The organism is Rhodococcus sp. NCIMB 12038 (assembly GCF_002165735.1).
Lineage (GTDB): Bacteria > Actinomycetota > Actinomycetes > Mycobacteriales > Mycobacteriaceae > Rhodococcus_F.
This window is the reverse complement of the sequence record NZ_NHML01000003.1, coordinates 264667-279183: the sequence shown is the minus strand read 5'-3', so window position 1 is coordinate 279183 and position 14517 is coordinate 264667. Positions and strand designations below refer to the sequence as shown.

Genomic DNA, 14517 nt, shown 5'->3' with positions numbered 1-14517 from the left:
AGGAAACACCATGTCTCACTCGACACCCGACCGCGATTCGGGGCCGCAGATCATCAGCGAAGATCTGATCTCCCTGGACACCGACCTCGGAGTCACCAAGGAGGACGTGATCTCCGCGCTCTCCCAGCGTCTGGCGGACGCCGGTCGCGCCACGGAGGCGGATGCTCTCCGCGACGCCGCGCTGGCGCGTGAATCACAATCGGCGACAGGACTTCCCGGTGGGATCGCGATCCCGCACTGCCGTTCGGAGGCCGTCGTCGCGGCATCTCTCGGATTCGCCCGGCTCGCCCCGAAGGTCGACTTCGGCGCCCCCGACGGACCCGCCGATCTGGTATTCCTCATCGCCGCACCCGAGGGTGCGGGCGCGGAGCACATGAAGCTGCTCTCCTCGCTCGCCCGGGCGCTGGTCCGCCCGGCGTTCGTCGGCGCGCTGCGTGATGCGAAGACCCCCGCCGAGATCGTCACCCTGGTGAACGACGTCCTGGCACCCGCACCCGCCGCCGCTGCACCCGCTGCTACCGCGACGGCCGCTGCTGCACCCGCCGCTGCGGCCGCGGCTCCGGCAACGAAGCCCGAACCGGTCGCCCCGGAAAAGGAACCGGAGCCCGAGGCGGGGCCGAAGCACATCGTCGCGGTCACGGCCTGCCCGACCGGCATCGCTCACACCTACATGGCCGCCGACTCCCTCGTCGCCGCCGGCGAACGCGCAGGCGTCGTCGTCCACGTGGAGACGCAGGGTTCGAGCGGCAGCACACCGCTCGCAGCCGGGGTGATCGCGGGCGCATCCGCCGTCATCTTCGCCACCGACGTCGGGGTGAAGGGCAAGGAGCGTTTCGCAGGCAAGCCGGTGGTCGCGTCGGGAGTCAAGCGCGCGATCAACGAGCCCGACACCATGATCACCGAGGCGCTGCGTGCGGGCATGAACCCGTCCGCGGCGACCGTCGACGCGGGTAGCGCGGGCAGCGCCGCGGACGAGCCGGCCGGATCGATCGGCTGGGGCACCCACCTGCGTCAGGTGCTGCTCACCGGTGTCAGTTACATGATCCCGTTCGTCGCCGCGGGTGGTCTGCTGATCGCCCTCGGGTTCCTGCTCGGCGGCTACGAGATCTCCGGTCCCGCGGAGGACATCGTCCTCAATAATTCCCTCGGCCAACTCCCCGACGGTGGCCTGACGACATACCTGGGCGCGGTGCTGTTCCAGCTGGGTTCGCTCGCGTTCAGCTTCCTCGTCCCCGCGCTGGCCGGTTACATCGCCTTCGCGATCGCCGACCGGCCCGGTCTGGCGCCGGGCTTCACCGCCGGTGCGGTGGCGGTCTTCGTCGGCGGCGGATTCATCGGAGGCCTCGTCGGCGGTCTGATCGCCGGTGGCGTCGCGCTGTGGATCAGCCGGATCCCGGTGCCCCAGTGGTTGCGCGGCCTGATGCCTGTGGTGATCATCCCGCTGTTCGCGACGCTGATCGTCGGCGCACTCATGTTCCTGGTCCTGGGCCGACCGCTGGCCGCGATCACGACGGGCATGACGGACTGGCTCAACGGCCTGTCCGGTAGCTCCGTCATCTTCCTCGGCATCATCCTCGGGCTGATGATGTGCTTCGACCTCGGTGGCCCGGTCAACAAGGCCGCATACGCGTTCGCGGTGGCCGGCCTCAACGTCAACGACACCGCGTCGCTGCGGATCATGGCGGCCGTGATGGCTGCGGGCATGGTCCCGCCGCTGGCCATGGCCCTGGCGTCGACCGTCCTCCGTCCCAGCCTGTTCAGCGAGGCGGAACGGGAGAACGGCAAGGCAGCCTGGCTCCTCGGCTCGGCGTTCATCTCCGAAGGCGCCATTCCGTTCGCCGCCGCCGACCCGCTGCGCGTCATCCCCTCGATGATGGCCGGCGGCGCCGTCACCGGCGCCCTGATCATGGCGTTCAACGTCACGCTCAGCGCACCGCACGGCGGAATCTTCGTCTTCTTCGCCATCGGCAACCTGCTGTGGTTCCTCGTCTCACTGGCCGCCGGTGTCGTCGTCTCCGCACTGTGCGTCGTCGGCGCGAAGGAATTCATCAAGCCCGGCGCGTCCGACGCCGAACTCGACCCCGACGTTGCGACAGTCGCAGCGTAAGAGAAACAGATCGACCCGCTCGGCCCGCACCAACCCCACCGACAGAGGAGAGAGTCCATGCCCAGCACCACAGTCGCCGTCGGTTCGTCCATCGGCCTGCACGCCCGTCCCGCCGCCGTCATCGCCGAAGCGGTTGCCGCCGCCGGGGTGCCCGTCACGCTGGCCGTGGCGGACAGCGAACCCGTGGACGCCGGTTCCGCACTGCTCATCATGACGCTCGGCGCCACCAAGGGCACCGACGTCACGGTCACCAGCGACGACGCCGACGCCGTCGAGAAGGTCGCGCAGCTGGTGGCGGCCGACCTCGACGCCTGACCGGTACCCGGCCGTCAGCTGGTGAGCCCCAGCCGACGGCCGGTCCAGTCCATCTCGCGCTCGAGGGCCGCACTCCAGGTGGCGCCCTCGTGGCCACCGGGAAGCTCGTAGTACCGCACGTTCAGACCGGCCGCCCGCGCGGCAGCGAACATTCGCTGCTGCTGCGGGCGGTACTCGTCGTCGGCGGCACCGGCCACGAACACCCCGGTCAACTCCGGGAACTGCCGTGTCTTCAGCACGTCGGCCGGATTGACCGCCGCGAACGCGCGCTCGTCGCCGCCGAACGTCGCCGCGACCGTCCCCGCGTGATCGCCGAGCGAGGGCTCGTCCTGACCGAGGAAATCGAGAAACGTCGGGAAGGTCCGCGGATAGTTCACCGCCAGCTGGATCGAGCAGGTTCCGCCGTAGGAGAATCCGCCGATCGCCCACTGCGCCGCATCGTGCGACACCTGCAGGGACGTCTCGATCCAGGCGGGGACGTCGCGAGCCACGTAGGTGGCGGCGTTGCCGAGCGCCGAGTCGAGGCACAGCGGATTCGCGTCCTGCGACCCCAGCGCGTCGACCACCACGACGACCGGTGCGAGTCCGTCGTGCCGTGCGGCATACGCGTCCACCGTAGACCCCAGTCGTCCGCTGCTGAACCAGTCCTGGGGCCGCCCCGGCTGTCCCGCGATCATCACCAGGACGGGGAGCAGCGCCCGGGGTGACGTCAGGTACGCCGGCGGCAGGTACAGCACGGCCGGCCGGGCCGCGAATCCGGATTCGGTGCCCGGGATCTCCACTTCGGTCACCACACCGGAGCCGGGTGTACGCACCGGACGTGTCCACGCCGAGTCCATCGGGGTCCCCGACTGCACCGAGTCCTCGAACCCGGAGACGTCACCGAACGCCACCGGCTGAACAGTGGCCGGTGGACGGTGCCCCACCAGCGAGCCTGCGGTCGGGAAGACCCCGACCTCCGCGTTGACCTGGCCCACCGCCGCGGCCGCGACCACGGCGGCCGCCACACCGATCACTCCGGCCCGCCGGACGCCGGGTTTCCGGAGCAGCAGCGCCCCGGCGAGGACGAGGACGCCGACGGCGAGCCAGATCCAGGCGTACCCGGTGAGCGGTATCTGATTGGGCAGCGGACGGTACGCCGCCCACACGACGCCTCCGATCACGGCGGTCACGGGCACCGCGACCGCCGCGGCGCCGACGACCCGCAGCCTGACCGAACGAGTCACCGCGAGCAACACGACGAGGCCTCCCAGCACGGCCGCCGTCAACGCGAACCGGGCGCGACCGTGCTCGAGCGACAGGTGGGCGATACGCGACAACAACTCGTGGGCGTGCACAGCGCCCAGTATTCACACCGTGTCACCCACCGAAAGAATCAGGCTCGCAACATTTCTCGCAAATCAGACCTATCGGGCACGACGGCGGACGAGATAGCCGGCGACCACGACGAGCACTACTGCGCCGCCCGCGACCCCGATCCCCCACAGCGTTCCCGGCGACTGCGTCGACGTCTCGTCCGAGACGGCCTGGACACGGGCCTGCTCCTGCACCCTCGACACCGCCCCGGGCAGCACCCGAATCGGTGGAACGGGCCCCTCCCTGGCCTCGGAGGCGATCAGCAGGTCGCCGTTCTCGGTGAACGCGATCGACTCCCCCTGCGGCTGCTCCGGCACGTGTGCGCGCACGACCGGCCCGGCCGCGAACGCCGCCGCCAGGTCGCCGTCCGGCGCGGAGAACAGGAACACGTCGGAATAGCTGCGCACGGCGGCGACGGTCCCGTCTGCGGACACGGCCCCGCCGGTGAACATCGTCGAATGCACGGCCGGGGCCGTGGTGCCGCTGCCGGTGGTCGCGTCGTCGGCGCCGTTCGTCGCCGCGACGTCCAGCGTTCCGACCTTCTCCAGCGGGGTCGGGCCGGGGCTCGCGAGGTCGCCCACGGCGACACCGCCGACGGGCCGGTACACGTTGCCCGCCCCGAACACTTCCTTCGTGACGATCAGCGGGGTGCCGTCTTGCTGGACGAGGACGGTCTCGGCGTCGTGGGGGCCGTCCGGATACGTCAGCCGATGCAGCTCTCCCGCGCCCGTGTCACGGTCCATCGCGATCAACGCCACCGTCTCGCGCCTGCGTCCGTTGTCGCCGGTGTCGGCCAGCCACAGCCGGCCGTCGGGGCCGGACGCCAGGTCCTCGACGTCGTACGGATCGACCGGCAGCGGAAGCCAGCGCTGCACGGCGCAGTTCCCGTCCATCACCGCGACCGCGCGATCGGACCCGCTGTCGCCGACCGCGTAGAGCAGCCCCCCAGCCGACACGAGGCCCGACAGCTCCTCGAGCGAGGCCTCGTCCGGGGCACCGACCGCCGAATCGTCGGGAGTGCACAGCGGACCGAACTCCGACGCGTCGACCGCGGTCTGGTCGCGGAAGAACGGCTCAGCGGACCCCACTCCCGCCGCGGCGAGCGGTGCGCACGCCGCGAGCACGGCGACCGCCACGCGGGCGGACCACCGTGAGCGGTCAGGCACTGCCGCTGTACTCGACCAGTGCCGACGCCAGCGCTTCGGGCACCCGCGCGTGGACGCGTGTGCCGTCCTCCTCGTGGGAGGAGTCGAGGATCTGACCGTCCGAGTGAATCCGGGCCATCAGATCGCCCCGGTTGTACGGGAGGAGAACGCTGACCTCGATCTCCGGGCGGACCAGGACGTCGCTGAGATGGGCCCGCAACTCGGCGATGCCCTCGCCGGTCCGGGCGGAAACGAACGACGCGCCGGGCAGCAGGCTACGCAGCTGGGTCAATGTCACCGGGTCGGCGTCGTCGATCTTGTTCACCACGATGAGCTCGGGCGGTGCCGCGGCGTCGTTCTCCCGGATCACCTCGGTGATCACCTCGTGGACCGCCTTGATCTGATCCGTGGGCAGCGGATCGGAACCGTCGACGACGTGCAGCAGCAGATCCGCGTCCGTCACTTCCTCGAGCGTCGAGCGGAACGCCTCGATCAGCTGTGTCGGCAGGTGCCGCACGAACCCGACGGTGTCGGTGAGGACGTATTCGCGGCCGTCGTCCAGCGCCGCCCGCCGGGTGGTGGGATCGAGGGTGGCGAACAGTGCGTTCTGCACCAGCACCCCGGACCCGGTCAACGCGTTGAGCAGGCTCGACTTGCCGGCGTTCGTGTACCCGACGATCGCGATGGACGGGGTCTCGCTGCGCAGACGCCTGGTGCGTTTGGTGTCGCGGGCGGCCTTCATGCCCTTGATCTCGCGACGCAGTTTCGCCATCCGCTCACGGATACGACGGCGGTCCGTCTCGATCTTGGTCTCACCGGGACCGCGCAGACCCACGCCGCCGTTGCTGCCGGCGCGACCACCCGCCTGCCGGGACATCGATTCACCCCAGCCGCGCAGTCGGGGCAGCATGTATTCCATCTGGGCCAGCGCCACCTGCGCCTTACCCTCCCTGGACGTGGCGTGCTGGGCGAAGATGTCGAGGATGAGGGCGGTCCGGTCGATGACCTTGACCTTGACGACCTTCTCCAGCGCGGTCAGCTGCGCAGGAGTGAGTTCACCGTCGCAGATGACGGTGTCGGCGCCGGTCGAGAGCACGACCTCGCGGAGTTCCTCGGCCTTGCCGGACCCGATGTAGGTAGCCGCGTCAGGTTTGTCCCGCCGCTGGACGAGGCCCTCGAGGACCTCGGATCCGGCGGTCTCGGCCAGCGCCGCGAGTTCGGCCATGCTGGATTCGGCCTGCGCCGCGGTTCCCTGGGTCCAGACACCGACGAGCACCACGCGTTCGAGGCGCAGCTGCCGGTATTCGACCTCGGTGACGTCTGTGAGCTCGGTGGAGAGCCCGGCAACTCGGCGCAGCGCGCTGCGGTCCTCGAGTTGCATCTCGCCGACCGAAGGGCGCCCGTCGTCGTAGGCGAACTCGGTGGAGTCGGAGATCGGCGATTCTTCTGTGCGATGTGATTTCGTCATACACCCTCATGATCCCACGGAATGTCGAGGGCGTGCACGTGCATTTCGCGCAGGGCGATCAGGCGAGGCCGTTCCACCACTTGTCGTCGAGGTTCCCGGACGCCACCAGGACCGATGGTCCGCGCAACGTCGCCCGTCCGCCGGACAGCGCCACCGTGACCTGACCTCCGGGAATGCGGACATTCACCTCACCGGAATCGGCGCCGTCGAAGCGCAGTGCGGCGGTGGCCGCGGCCACCGTGCCGGTGCCGCACGACCGGGTCTCGCCGACCCCACGCTCGTGTACCCGCATGTCCACGGCGCCCGAATCGATGCGGGTGAGGATCTCCACGTTGACGCCGTGCGGGAAGAAACCGGGATCGAAGCCGGGCGCGGCCGTCAGGTCGAGGGCCGACAGGGACGCCGCCGTGAGGTGCGCGTCGACACACGCCAGGTGCGGATTGCCGACGTCGATGCCGATGCCGTTGAACACCTTGCCGTCGATGGTGGCTGCGCTCGTCCCGAGATCGCGCACCACACCCATGTCGACGGTGACCTCGCCGACGGAGCCGTCGGCCGAGTGCACGATCACCGGTTTGCCGCCGGCCCGGCTGCCGACGACGAACTCGTCGCGCGTCTCGAGACCGGTCGAGCGCAGGTAGTGGGCGAAGACGCGGACACCGTTGCCGCACATTTCCGCGATCGACCCGTCGGCGTTGCGGTAGTCCATGAACCAGTCGTCCTCGGACGTGCCGTCCGGGAGTTCGGCGAGCACACCGGCAGCGGCCAGCGCCCCGGCCTTGGCGACGCGCAGGATTCCGTCGGCGCCGAGTCCGCGCCTGCGATCGCACAGCGCCGCCACCCGCGGGGCGGACAGATCGATGCGGACGTCGGGATCGGGGAGGACCACGAAGTCGTTCTCGGTGCCGTGTCCCTTGCTGAAATCCATGCGCACCACTCTAACCAACGGCCGAGAGGGCGCGGTTCATCTACGCTGCCGCGGAGCGGTTCATCTACGCTGCCGGGCGATTTCGTAGAGGGCGACGGCGCCGGCGGAGGGCGCGCCGAGGGAACTGGCCGCGCCCCCGATCGGGATGTTGACGACCGTGTCGCAGGCATTTCGCCACGCGGCGCTCATCCCGCGGGTCTCGTTGCCGATCACGAGCACTGTGCCGCCACCGAAGTCGTGGGCGTCGATGGTGACGGAACCGGTCTCGTCCGTCCCGACGATGTGCAGTTCGGTTCCGGACGCTTTCCGGGCTTCGCGGAAGGCGAGGATCTCGTCGACGGACGACACGGTGACAACCGGCATCGCGAAGAGCGACCCGGTGGACGCGCGGACGCTCCGGGGGTCGAACGGGTCGGCGCCGTGGCCGACCACGACGACCGCGTCGGCGCCGAACGCGTTGGCGGAGCGGACGAGGGTGCCCAGGTTTCCGGGCGAGGTGGGCCGGTCGAACACGACGATGAGGGGGACGGACTGCAGTCGCAGATCCTTCAGTCGCGGGGCACGGGTCTTCGCGACCGCGATCAGTTCCGGCGCGGTGTCGGTCTTCTCGCCGAGTTCGGTCATCAGTTCGGCGCTGACACCGATCTGTTCGACGGATCGGGTCGCGAGCAGTTCCCGCGCCCAGTCGGACAGCGGCGGGCCGTCGATACGGTGCAGCAGCGCTTCGATCGGCCAGTCGTGTTCCAGGGCGAGGTTGAGGGGGCGCACGCCCTGGATCAGGAAGCGTCCCGCCTTCGTCCGCTTGGCACGGTTGGTGAGGTACGACTGCCACTGCTGGAAGCGGGCGTTGCGGGTGGTCACCAGCACGGACGAGGCCGGACGGTGCCGCGCGGACGGTGTTCGGCTCATCGTTCTCCCAGTGTTCGCGTCTCGTCGAGGGTGCGGATCGTGGCGTCCGCGAGGTCGGGGGTGTTTCCGTCGGCCCAGTGGATGCGGGGGTCGCGGCGGAACCAGGACCGTTGTCTGCGCACGTAGCGCCGGGTGCCGATGGAGGTGCGTTCCTCCGCCTCGGCCAGGTCGTATTCGCCGTCGAGCCACGCGAGGACCTGTGCGTAGCCGATGGCCCGGGGTGCGGTGACGCCCTCGCGCAGTCCCACGTCGATCAGCCCGCGCACCTCGTCGACGAGTCCCTGTTCGAACATCAGCCGGGTGCGGAGCCGGATCCGGTCGTCGAGTTCGGCCGTGTCGCGGTCGACGCCGACGATGTGTGCACCCCAGCGTGGTTCGCCGATGCGCGGTGCGGACGCCGCGAACGGCCTGCCGGTGATCTCGACGACTTCGAGGGCCCGGACCAGACGCCTGCCGTCGGTGGGGAGGATCGATGCGGCGGCGTCGGGATCCACCCGGCTCAGTTCGGCGTGGACGGCCGCGACGCCCTGCTCGGCGAGGACGGTTTCCCATCGCGCCCGTACCGACGCATCGGTGGCGGGGAAGCTCCAGTCGTCGAGCAGCGATTGCACGTACATCATCGATCCGCCGACGATGACCGGCACGGCGCCGCGGGCGGCGATCGCCTCCACGTCGCGGACCGCGGCCTGCTGATAGTTCGCGACGGTGGCCGTCTGCGTCACGTCGAGCACGTCGAGTTGGTGATGCGGTATTCCGCGGCGTTCGGCCGGAGCGAGTTTGGCGGTGCCGATGTCCATGCCCCGGTACAGCTGCATGGCGTCGATGTTGACGATTTCGCCGCCGAGGCGCTCGGCCAGGTCCAGCGCGAGATCCGACTTCCCGGTGGCGGTCGGTCCGACGACGGCGATCGGCACGGGTGAGGTCACGGACGCCACTCCCCCACGTGGTAGCCGACTCCGTAGGGCGCGGCGCTGTACAGCGTCCGGCAGGAGGCGGGCGCCGCGTCGAACACTCCGGCGAGCACCTGCCACGGGACGCGCCCGCCGATGCCGAGGGCGGCGCACTCGGCGGGGTCGAGGGCGAGCAGCGCATCCCGGTCGCCGGTGTCGAGGGCCGCGTCGACCCGGGCCTGTACGCCTTCCGCACGGGGGTCGAACGCGCCCGGCGCCTTCGCCGTGAGGGTGTTCGCCCCGTCCGCGACGATCACCAGCCCGCGCGGCTCGGGGTCCCGGTCGAGAAATGCGCGCAGTTCCGCGCCGTACGCGGCGCACTGCTGCGGCGACAGGTCGGCGGCGAGGATCCGCGCGTCGACGACGGCGTCCGGCGCGCACGTTCCCCGGATCCACCCGGCCGTCAGCGCCGCGAGCGGCAGGTCCGGGTTGGGCTCGCCGACTGGACCGGGCCGCAGTGTGACCCGCACGTCGACGCCGTAGCCGCGGTAGGTGCCCTGCGCGTCGGCCCGCACTTCCGCCGCGGTGGGCGCCGCGCCGACCGCCACCCATTCGGTGGCGATCGCGGACAATGCCTTCGCCGCCTCCTGGACCGCGTCCCGCAGCGGCGCCGTCTCCGCAGCGGCCGCCCCGGTCAGTTCGGGTACCAGCAACGGTGGGGACGGCACGAGGATGGCAGCGGTGAACACACAGTCACGCTAGTCGACCGCAGGCACGGACCCGACATCCGATTCGGGCACTGCCGTCAATCGGTACCAACACGGACCGTCCGACCTGATTCAATAGTCCACAGGGCCCGTACCGGGTTGAATGGAGCCAGCACCCGTCCCGGGTCGTATGGAGCCAGTATTGCGTTCAGGCAGCCGTGACGCGCGGCAGAGATGAGGAACCGATGACCGACAGCAGCGACGCGAAGCCCGCCGTGGAGCCTGCCGCTCAGCAGCACGACACACCGAAGCCCAGCGTCCCGAAGCCGGGTGCCGCCGCGAAACCGGGTGCACCCAAGCCCCACCCCACACCGACGCACGCCCTCTCCGCCCCCGCCGTCGCCGCCCCCGCCCACAGTGATCCGAGCGAGTTCGGCCGCGTCGACGACGACGGCACCGCCTGGGTGAAGACCGCGGACGGCGAACGCCAGATCGGGTCGTGGCAGGCCGGAGACGCGGCGGAAGGCCTGGCGCACTTCGGTCGGCGCTTCGACGATCTCGCCACCGAAGTGGCCCTCCTCGAGGCCCGGCTCAATTCCGGTGCGGGCGACGCGAAGAAGACGAAGACGGCCGCGATCGCTCTCGCCGAATCCCTCCCGACCGCCGCGGTGATCGGCGACATCGACTCGCTCGCGGCGCGACTCGACGTCATCATCGCCGGATCCGACGAGGCGGCCGCCCACGCCAAGCACGAGAAGGAACTGTCGCGGCAGGCGCACACCGAACGCAAGGAAGAACTGGCCGCCGAGGCGGAACAGATCGGTGCGGAGTCCACGCAGTGGAAAGCCGCCGGCGACCGGTTGCGCGAGATCCTGGACGAGTGGAAGACGATCCGCGGGATCGACCGGAAGGTCGACGACGCCCTGTGGAAGCGGTATTCCAAGGCGCGGGAGGCGTTCAACCGGCGCCGCGGCGCGCATTTCGCCGAACTCGACCGTGAGCGCGCCGCCGCCAAGACCAAGAAGGAAGAACTCGTCGAGCGGGCGGAGGCACTGTCCGACTCCACCGACTGGGGTCCCACGGCAGGAGCATTCCGCGATCTGCTCGCCGAATGGAAGGCCGCCGGACGCGCACCACGGGAAGCCGACGACAACTTGTGGAAGCGTTTCAAGGGCGCCCAGGACGTTTTCTTCGCCGCCCGCAACGCCGCGTCCTCCGAACGCGACGCCGAGTTCGAGGAGAACGCGGTCGCCAAGGAGGAGTTGCTGAAGAACGCCGGCCACATCGATCCGTCCAAGGACATCGACGGGGCGAGGGCAGCACTCCGCGACCTGCAGGAGAAGTGGGACGCCATCGGCAAGGTGCCCCGCGAGCGGATGCACGACCTCGAGGGCAAGCTGCGGGCCATCGAGAAGCGGGTCCGCGACGCCGCCGACGAGGAATGGCGCCGCACCGACCCTGAGGCGCTCGCCCGGGCCGCGCAGTTCCGTGAGCGGGTCACGCAGTTCGAGGAGCAGGCGGCCAAGGCCACCGCGGCGGGCAAGACGAAGGACGCCGAGAGCGCCCTCGCGCAGGCCCAGCAGTGGCGCGAATGGGCCGAGGCTGCAGAGGGCGCCGTCAGCGGCCAGTAGGCACGATCAGCCGACGTTCCAGTCGCCGCGTCGCTCCGCTTCGGCGGCAGCGGCGCGGCGTTCCTCTTCCGCGGCCAGTTGCAGCGCGGTCCGGCTCCAGACCACCTTCAGCCAGTGGAACGTCAGCACGATGACGGTGAGCCAGCCGATGATCAGCCCGATGCCCGGTCCGGCCGCCTCGACGCCGGGCGCCGGTGTCTGCCGCGACCAGATGGCGAGCATGCCGAACACGATGGACACGGCGGTTCCCGCGAGGGCCACCCACGCGAGCGCCCAACGGCGGGTGACGAGCGCCAGCATCGACACGACGACCCCGAACACCACCTCGAACCACACGAACAGTCGCGACGGCAGCTTGATCGTCTCCGCGAGGGCGTCGTCCCCGTACACCAGCACTTCCCAGCCGTTGGCGATGCCGGAGTGCGGCAACGTCAGCGAGCCGAGGAGCACGACCACCGCGACGGCGACGACGAGCGCACGCGCCCCGGGGTCGATCTCGCCGGCCACCTTCTTCTCGGCGGCGTCGAAATCCTTCAGGTAGCTCTCGATCGGCTCGTTCGCGTCACTCGGGTCGTCGTGGCGCTGGTCGTCGAACTGCGGGGTCATGCGTTGCATCCCATCTGAGCGGGTAGTGGTGCGGGCGCACCGATCTGCGGCAGTCCGAGTCCCACGCCGATCGGCGGGGTCTTCGGGGTGACTCCCTTCTCGAAGGAGTCGCCTGCGCGGGTGCGGCGGTGGGTCAGGACCGGGGTGTCCGCGACGAGGTGGTGCGGGGCGGCGGCGCTGATCACGATGGTGACGACATCGCCGGGCCGGACGTTGCCGTCGAGGTTTCCCTCCGGCCGGAAGTGGACGAGCCGGCCGTCGCGGGCGCGCCCGCTCATCCGCGCGGTCTCCGCGTTCTTGCGGCCCTCCCCGGCGGCGACGAGCAGTTCCACCTCGGCGCCGACGAGCTTCTGGTTCTCCTCGAGCGTGATCTGTTCCTGCAACGCGATGAGACGTTCGTACCGTTCCTGCACGACGGCCTTGGGCAGCTGGTCGTCCATGTCCGCTGCCGGGGTGCCGGGCCGCTTGGAGTACTGGAACGTGTACGCGCTGGTGAAGCGCGCCTGCCGGACGACGTCGAGCGTGTCCTGGAAGTCTTCCTCCGTCTCGCCCGGGAAGCCCACGATGATGTCGGTGGTGATCGCCGCGTGCGGCATCGCGGTGCGGACCTTCTCGATGATCCCCAGGAACCGCGACTTCCGGTAGGAGCGGCGCATCGCCTTCAGGACGCGGTCCGAACCGGATTGCAGCGGCATGTGCAGCTGGGGGCACACGTTGGGGGTCTCGGCCATCGCCTCGATGACGTCGTCGGTGAACTCGGCCGGGTGCGGGGACGTGAAGCGGACGCGCTCGAGCCCGTCGATCTCTCCGCACGCGCGCAGCAGCGCGGCGAACGCGCCGCGGTCGCGGGGCTGGTCGGGGTCGGCGAAGGAGACGCCGTACGCGTTGACGTTCTGCCCGAGCAGCGTGACCTCCACGACGCCCTCGTTCACCAGGGCCTGCACCTCGGCCAGGATGTCGCCGGGACGCCGGTCGACCTCCTTGCCGCGCAGCGCGGGCACGATGCAGAACGTGCACGTGTTGTTGCATCCCACCGAGATGGACACCCAGCCGGCGTACGCCGACTCCCGCTTGGCGGGCAGCGTCGACGGAAACGCCTCGAGTGCGTCGAGGATCTCGACCTCGGCCCGCTGATTGTGGCGGGCCCGGTCCAGCAGTGCCGGGAGCGAACCGATGTTGTGGGTGCCGAACACGACGTCCACCCACGGCGCCTTCTTCACGACGACGTCGCGGTCCTTCTGCGCCAGGCACCCGCCGACCGCGATCTGCATGTCGGGATTCAGTTCCTTCGCCGGCGCCAGATGGCTCAGGTTGCCGTACAACTTGTTGTCGGCGTTCTCCCGCACCGCGCAGGTGTTGAAGACGACGAGGTCCGGCGACTGCCCGGCCGCCGCCTTCGTGTAGCCGGCGTCCTCGAGGAGCCCCGACAACCGCTCGGAGTCGTGCACGTTCATCTGGCAGCCGTACGTGCGCACCTCGTAGCTGCGGTGAGGGGTCTGGTCGATCGTGTCCACGTATGCCAGGGTACGGCCCGCGCCAAATCGCCTCGTCGCGGCCGGTGTGCGCCAGGACACACGACCGAAGCCGGACAGTAAAGTTTCCGTGACATCCCGAGGATTCTCGGAGCAAATGACAGGTGCTCCCGTTCACAACACATAGGGTCATCGACTATGACGCAAGCCGACGACGCGACGCCGACACCCACCACGGGCGCGGCCCCGTCCATGATCTCGATGAAATCGGTGAACAAACACTTCGGCGCCCTCCACGTCCTGCAGGAGATCGACCTCGAAGTTCCTCGGGGACAGGTCGTGATCGTCCTGGGACCGTCCGGGTCCGGGAAGTCGACGCTGTGCCGGACCATCAACCGCCTCGAGCCCATCGACTCCGGTGAGATCGCCGTGGACGGCAAGGTGCTGCCTGCCGAGGGCAAGGCCCTGGCCGCGCTGCGCGCCGACGTGGGGATGGTGTTCCAGTCGTTCAACCTGTTCGCCCACAAGACGATCCTCGAGAACGTGATGCTCGCACCGGTCAAGGTGCGGAAGAAGAGTAGCGCCGACGCGAAGAAGACGGCCTACGAACTTCTCGAGCGGGTCGGCATCGCCAACCAGGCGGACAAGTACCCGGCGCAGTTGTCGGGCGGTCAGCAGCAGCGTGTCGCGATCGCCCGCGCACTCGCCATGAACCCCAAGGTCATGCTGTTCGACGAGCCGACGTCCGCACTCGACCCGGAAATGGTCAACGAGGTCCTCGACGTCATGACCTCACTCGCCAAGGAAGGCATGACCATGCTCGTGGTGACCCACGAGATGGGGTTCGCTCGCAAGGCCGGCGACCGTGTCCTCTTCATGGCCGACGGCCAGATCGTCGAGGACTCCGAGCCCGCCACGTTCTTCACCGCTCCCAAATCCGAGCGCGCGAAGGACTTCCTCGGCAAAATTCTCAGCCACTGATC

At 69.7% G+C, this 14517-nt stretch carries 13 protein-coding genes; 4 read left to right on the top strand and 9 right to left on the bottom strand.

The window, feature by feature from the left end:
- Nucleotides 1-10 precede the first annotated feature (10 nt).
- Nucleotides 11-2107, top strand: coding sequence for a fructose-specific PTS transporter subunit EIIC (locus CA951_RS05070; RefSeq protein WP_087555806.1), 2097 nt, complete (start codon nucleotides 11-13; stop codon nucleotides 2105-2107).
- Nucleotides 2108-2164: 57 nt separating this feature from the next.
- The gene (locus CA951_RS05065; RefSeq protein ID WP_005240765.1) at nucleotides 2165-2422 is read left to right on the top strand and encodes an HPr family phosphocarrier protein; all 258 of its coding nucleotides are present in this window, start codon (nucleotides 2165-2167) and stop codon (nucleotides 2420-2422) included.
- A 14-nt stretch (nucleotides 2423-2436) separates the two neighbouring features.
- Here the strand turns inward: CA951_RS05065 and CA951_RS05060 are convergent, their stop codons facing one another.
- The 7 genes from CA951_RS05060 to CA951_RS05030 form a co-directional block, all read right to left on the bottom strand.
- Nucleotides 2437-3759, bottom strand: a complete 1323-nt coding sequence (locus CA951_RS05060) for an esterase family protein (RefSeq protein ID WP_087555805.1) — start codon at nucleotides 3757-3759, stop codon at nucleotides 2437-2439.
- Between the two features lie 69 nt (nucleotides 3760-3828).
- Nucleotides 3829-4944: a hypothetical protein gene (locus CA951_RS05055; protein ID WP_087555804.1), complete on the bottom strand. Its 1116-nt coding sequence runs from the start codon at nucleotides 4942-4944 to the stop codon at nucleotides 3829-3831.
- Complete coding sequence (hflX, locus tag CA951_RS05050) at nucleotides 4937-6391, bottom strand: GTPase HflX (protein WP_087555803.1); 1455 nt, start codon at nucleotides 6389-6391, stop codon at nucleotides 4937-4939. The genes CA951_RS05055 and hflX overlap by 8 nt, the downstream gene beginning before the upstream one ends.
- Before the next feature lie 58 nt (nucleotides 6392-6449).
- Nucleotides 6450-7319 (bottom strand): diaminopimelate epimerase, encoded by an 870-nt coding sequence (gene dapF / locus CA951_RS05045; protein WP_087555802.1) that lies wholly within the window; start codon nucleotides 7317-7319, stop codon nucleotides 6450-6452.
- Nucleotides 7320-7379: 60 nt separating this feature from the next.
- Nucleotides 7380-8228 carry an RNA methyltransferase gene (locus CA951_RS05040; protein ID WP_087555801.1) on the bottom strand — a complete coding sequence of 283 codons (849 nt, stop codon included), beginning with the start codon at nucleotides 8226-8228 and terminating at the stop codon, nucleotides 7380-7382.
- Nucleotides 8225-9154 carry a tRNA (adenosine(37)-N6)-dimethylallyltransferase MiaA gene (gene miaA / locus CA951_RS05035; RefSeq protein WP_179220115.1) on the bottom strand — a complete coding sequence of 310 codons (930 nt, stop codon included), beginning with the start codon at nucleotides 9152-9154 and terminating at the stop codon, nucleotides 8225-8227. The genes CA951_RS05040 and miaA overlap by 4 nt, the downstream gene beginning before the upstream one ends.
- Nucleotides 9151-9867, bottom strand: coding sequence for a class III extradiol dioxygenase subunit B-like domain-containing protein (locus CA951_RS05030; RefSeq protein ID WP_087555799.1), 717 nt, complete (start codon nucleotides 9865-9867; stop codon nucleotides 9151-9153). The genes miaA and CA951_RS05030 overlap by 4 nt, the downstream gene beginning before the upstream one ends.
- 203 nt (nucleotides 9868-10070) lie before the next feature.
- Between CA951_RS05030 and CA951_RS05025 the strand changes: the two genes are divergently transcribed.
- On the top strand, nucleotides 10071-11456 hold the full coding sequence (locus tag CA951_RS05025) for a DUF349 domain-containing protein (RefSeq protein WP_087555798.1): 1386 nt from the start codon (nucleotides 10071-10073) through the stop codon (nucleotides 11454-11456).
- Nucleotides 11457-11462: 6 nt separating this feature from the next.
- Here the strand turns inward: CA951_RS05025 and CA951_RS05020 are convergent, their stop codons facing one another.
- Together CA951_RS05020 and miaB are read right to left on the bottom strand one after the other, a co-directional pair.
- A complete protein-coding gene (locus CA951_RS05020) occupies nucleotides 11463-12062 on the bottom strand; it encodes a hypothetical protein (protein ID WP_087555797.1) in 600 nt (199 codons plus the stop codon).
- Nucleotides 12059-13576 carry a tRNA (N6-isopentenyl adenosine(37)-C2)-methylthiotransferase MiaB gene (miaB, locus tag CA951_RS05015; RefSeq protein ID WP_087555796.1) on the bottom strand — a complete coding sequence of 506 codons (1518 nt, stop codon included), beginning with the start codon at nucleotides 13574-13576 and terminating at the stop codon, nucleotides 12059-12061. The genes CA951_RS05020 and miaB overlap by 4 nt, the downstream gene beginning before the upstream one ends.
- Nucleotides 13577-13786: 210 nt before the next feature.
- Here miaB and gluA point away from each other — a divergent pair, with 210 nt between their 5' ends.
- Entirely contained in the window at nucleotides 13787-14515 is a 729-nt protein-coding gene (gene gluA, locus CA951_RS05010) for a glutamate ABC transporter ATP-binding protein GluA (protein ID WP_087555993.1), read from the top strand.
- Nucleotides 14516-14517 lie beyond the last annotated feature (2 nt).

Coding starts and splice junctions, on each gene's coding strand:
- CA951_RS05070 (WP_087555806.1), top strand. CDS start 11: ATGTCTCACTCGACACCCGACCGCGATTCGGGGCCGCAGATCATCAGC.
- CA951_RS05065 (WP_005240765.1), top strand. CDS start 2,165: ATGCCCAGCACCACAGTCGCCGTCGGTTCGTCCATCGGCCTGCACGCC.
- hflX (WP_087555803.1), bottom strand. CDS start 6,391: ATGACGAAATCACATCGCACAGAAGAATCGCCGATCTCCGACTCCACC.
- dapF (WP_087555802.1), bottom strand. CDS start 7,319: ATGGATTTCAGCAAGGGACACGGCACCGAGAACGACTTCGTGGTCCTC.
- CA951_RS05040 (WP_087555801.1), bottom strand. CDS start 8,228: ATGAGCCGAACACCGTCCGCGCGGCACCGTCCGGCCTCGTCCGTGCTG.
- CA951_RS05025 (WP_087555798.1), top strand. CDS start 10,071: ATGACCGACAGCAGCGACGCGAAGCCCGCCGTGGAGCCTGCCGCTCAG.
- CA951_RS05020 (WP_087555797.1), bottom strand. CDS start 12,062: ATGACCCCGCAGTTCGACGACCAGCGCCACGACGACCCGAGTGACGCG.
- gluA (WP_087555993.1), top strand. CDS start 13,787: ATGATCTCGATGAAATCGGTGAACAAACACTTCGGCGCCCTCCACGTC.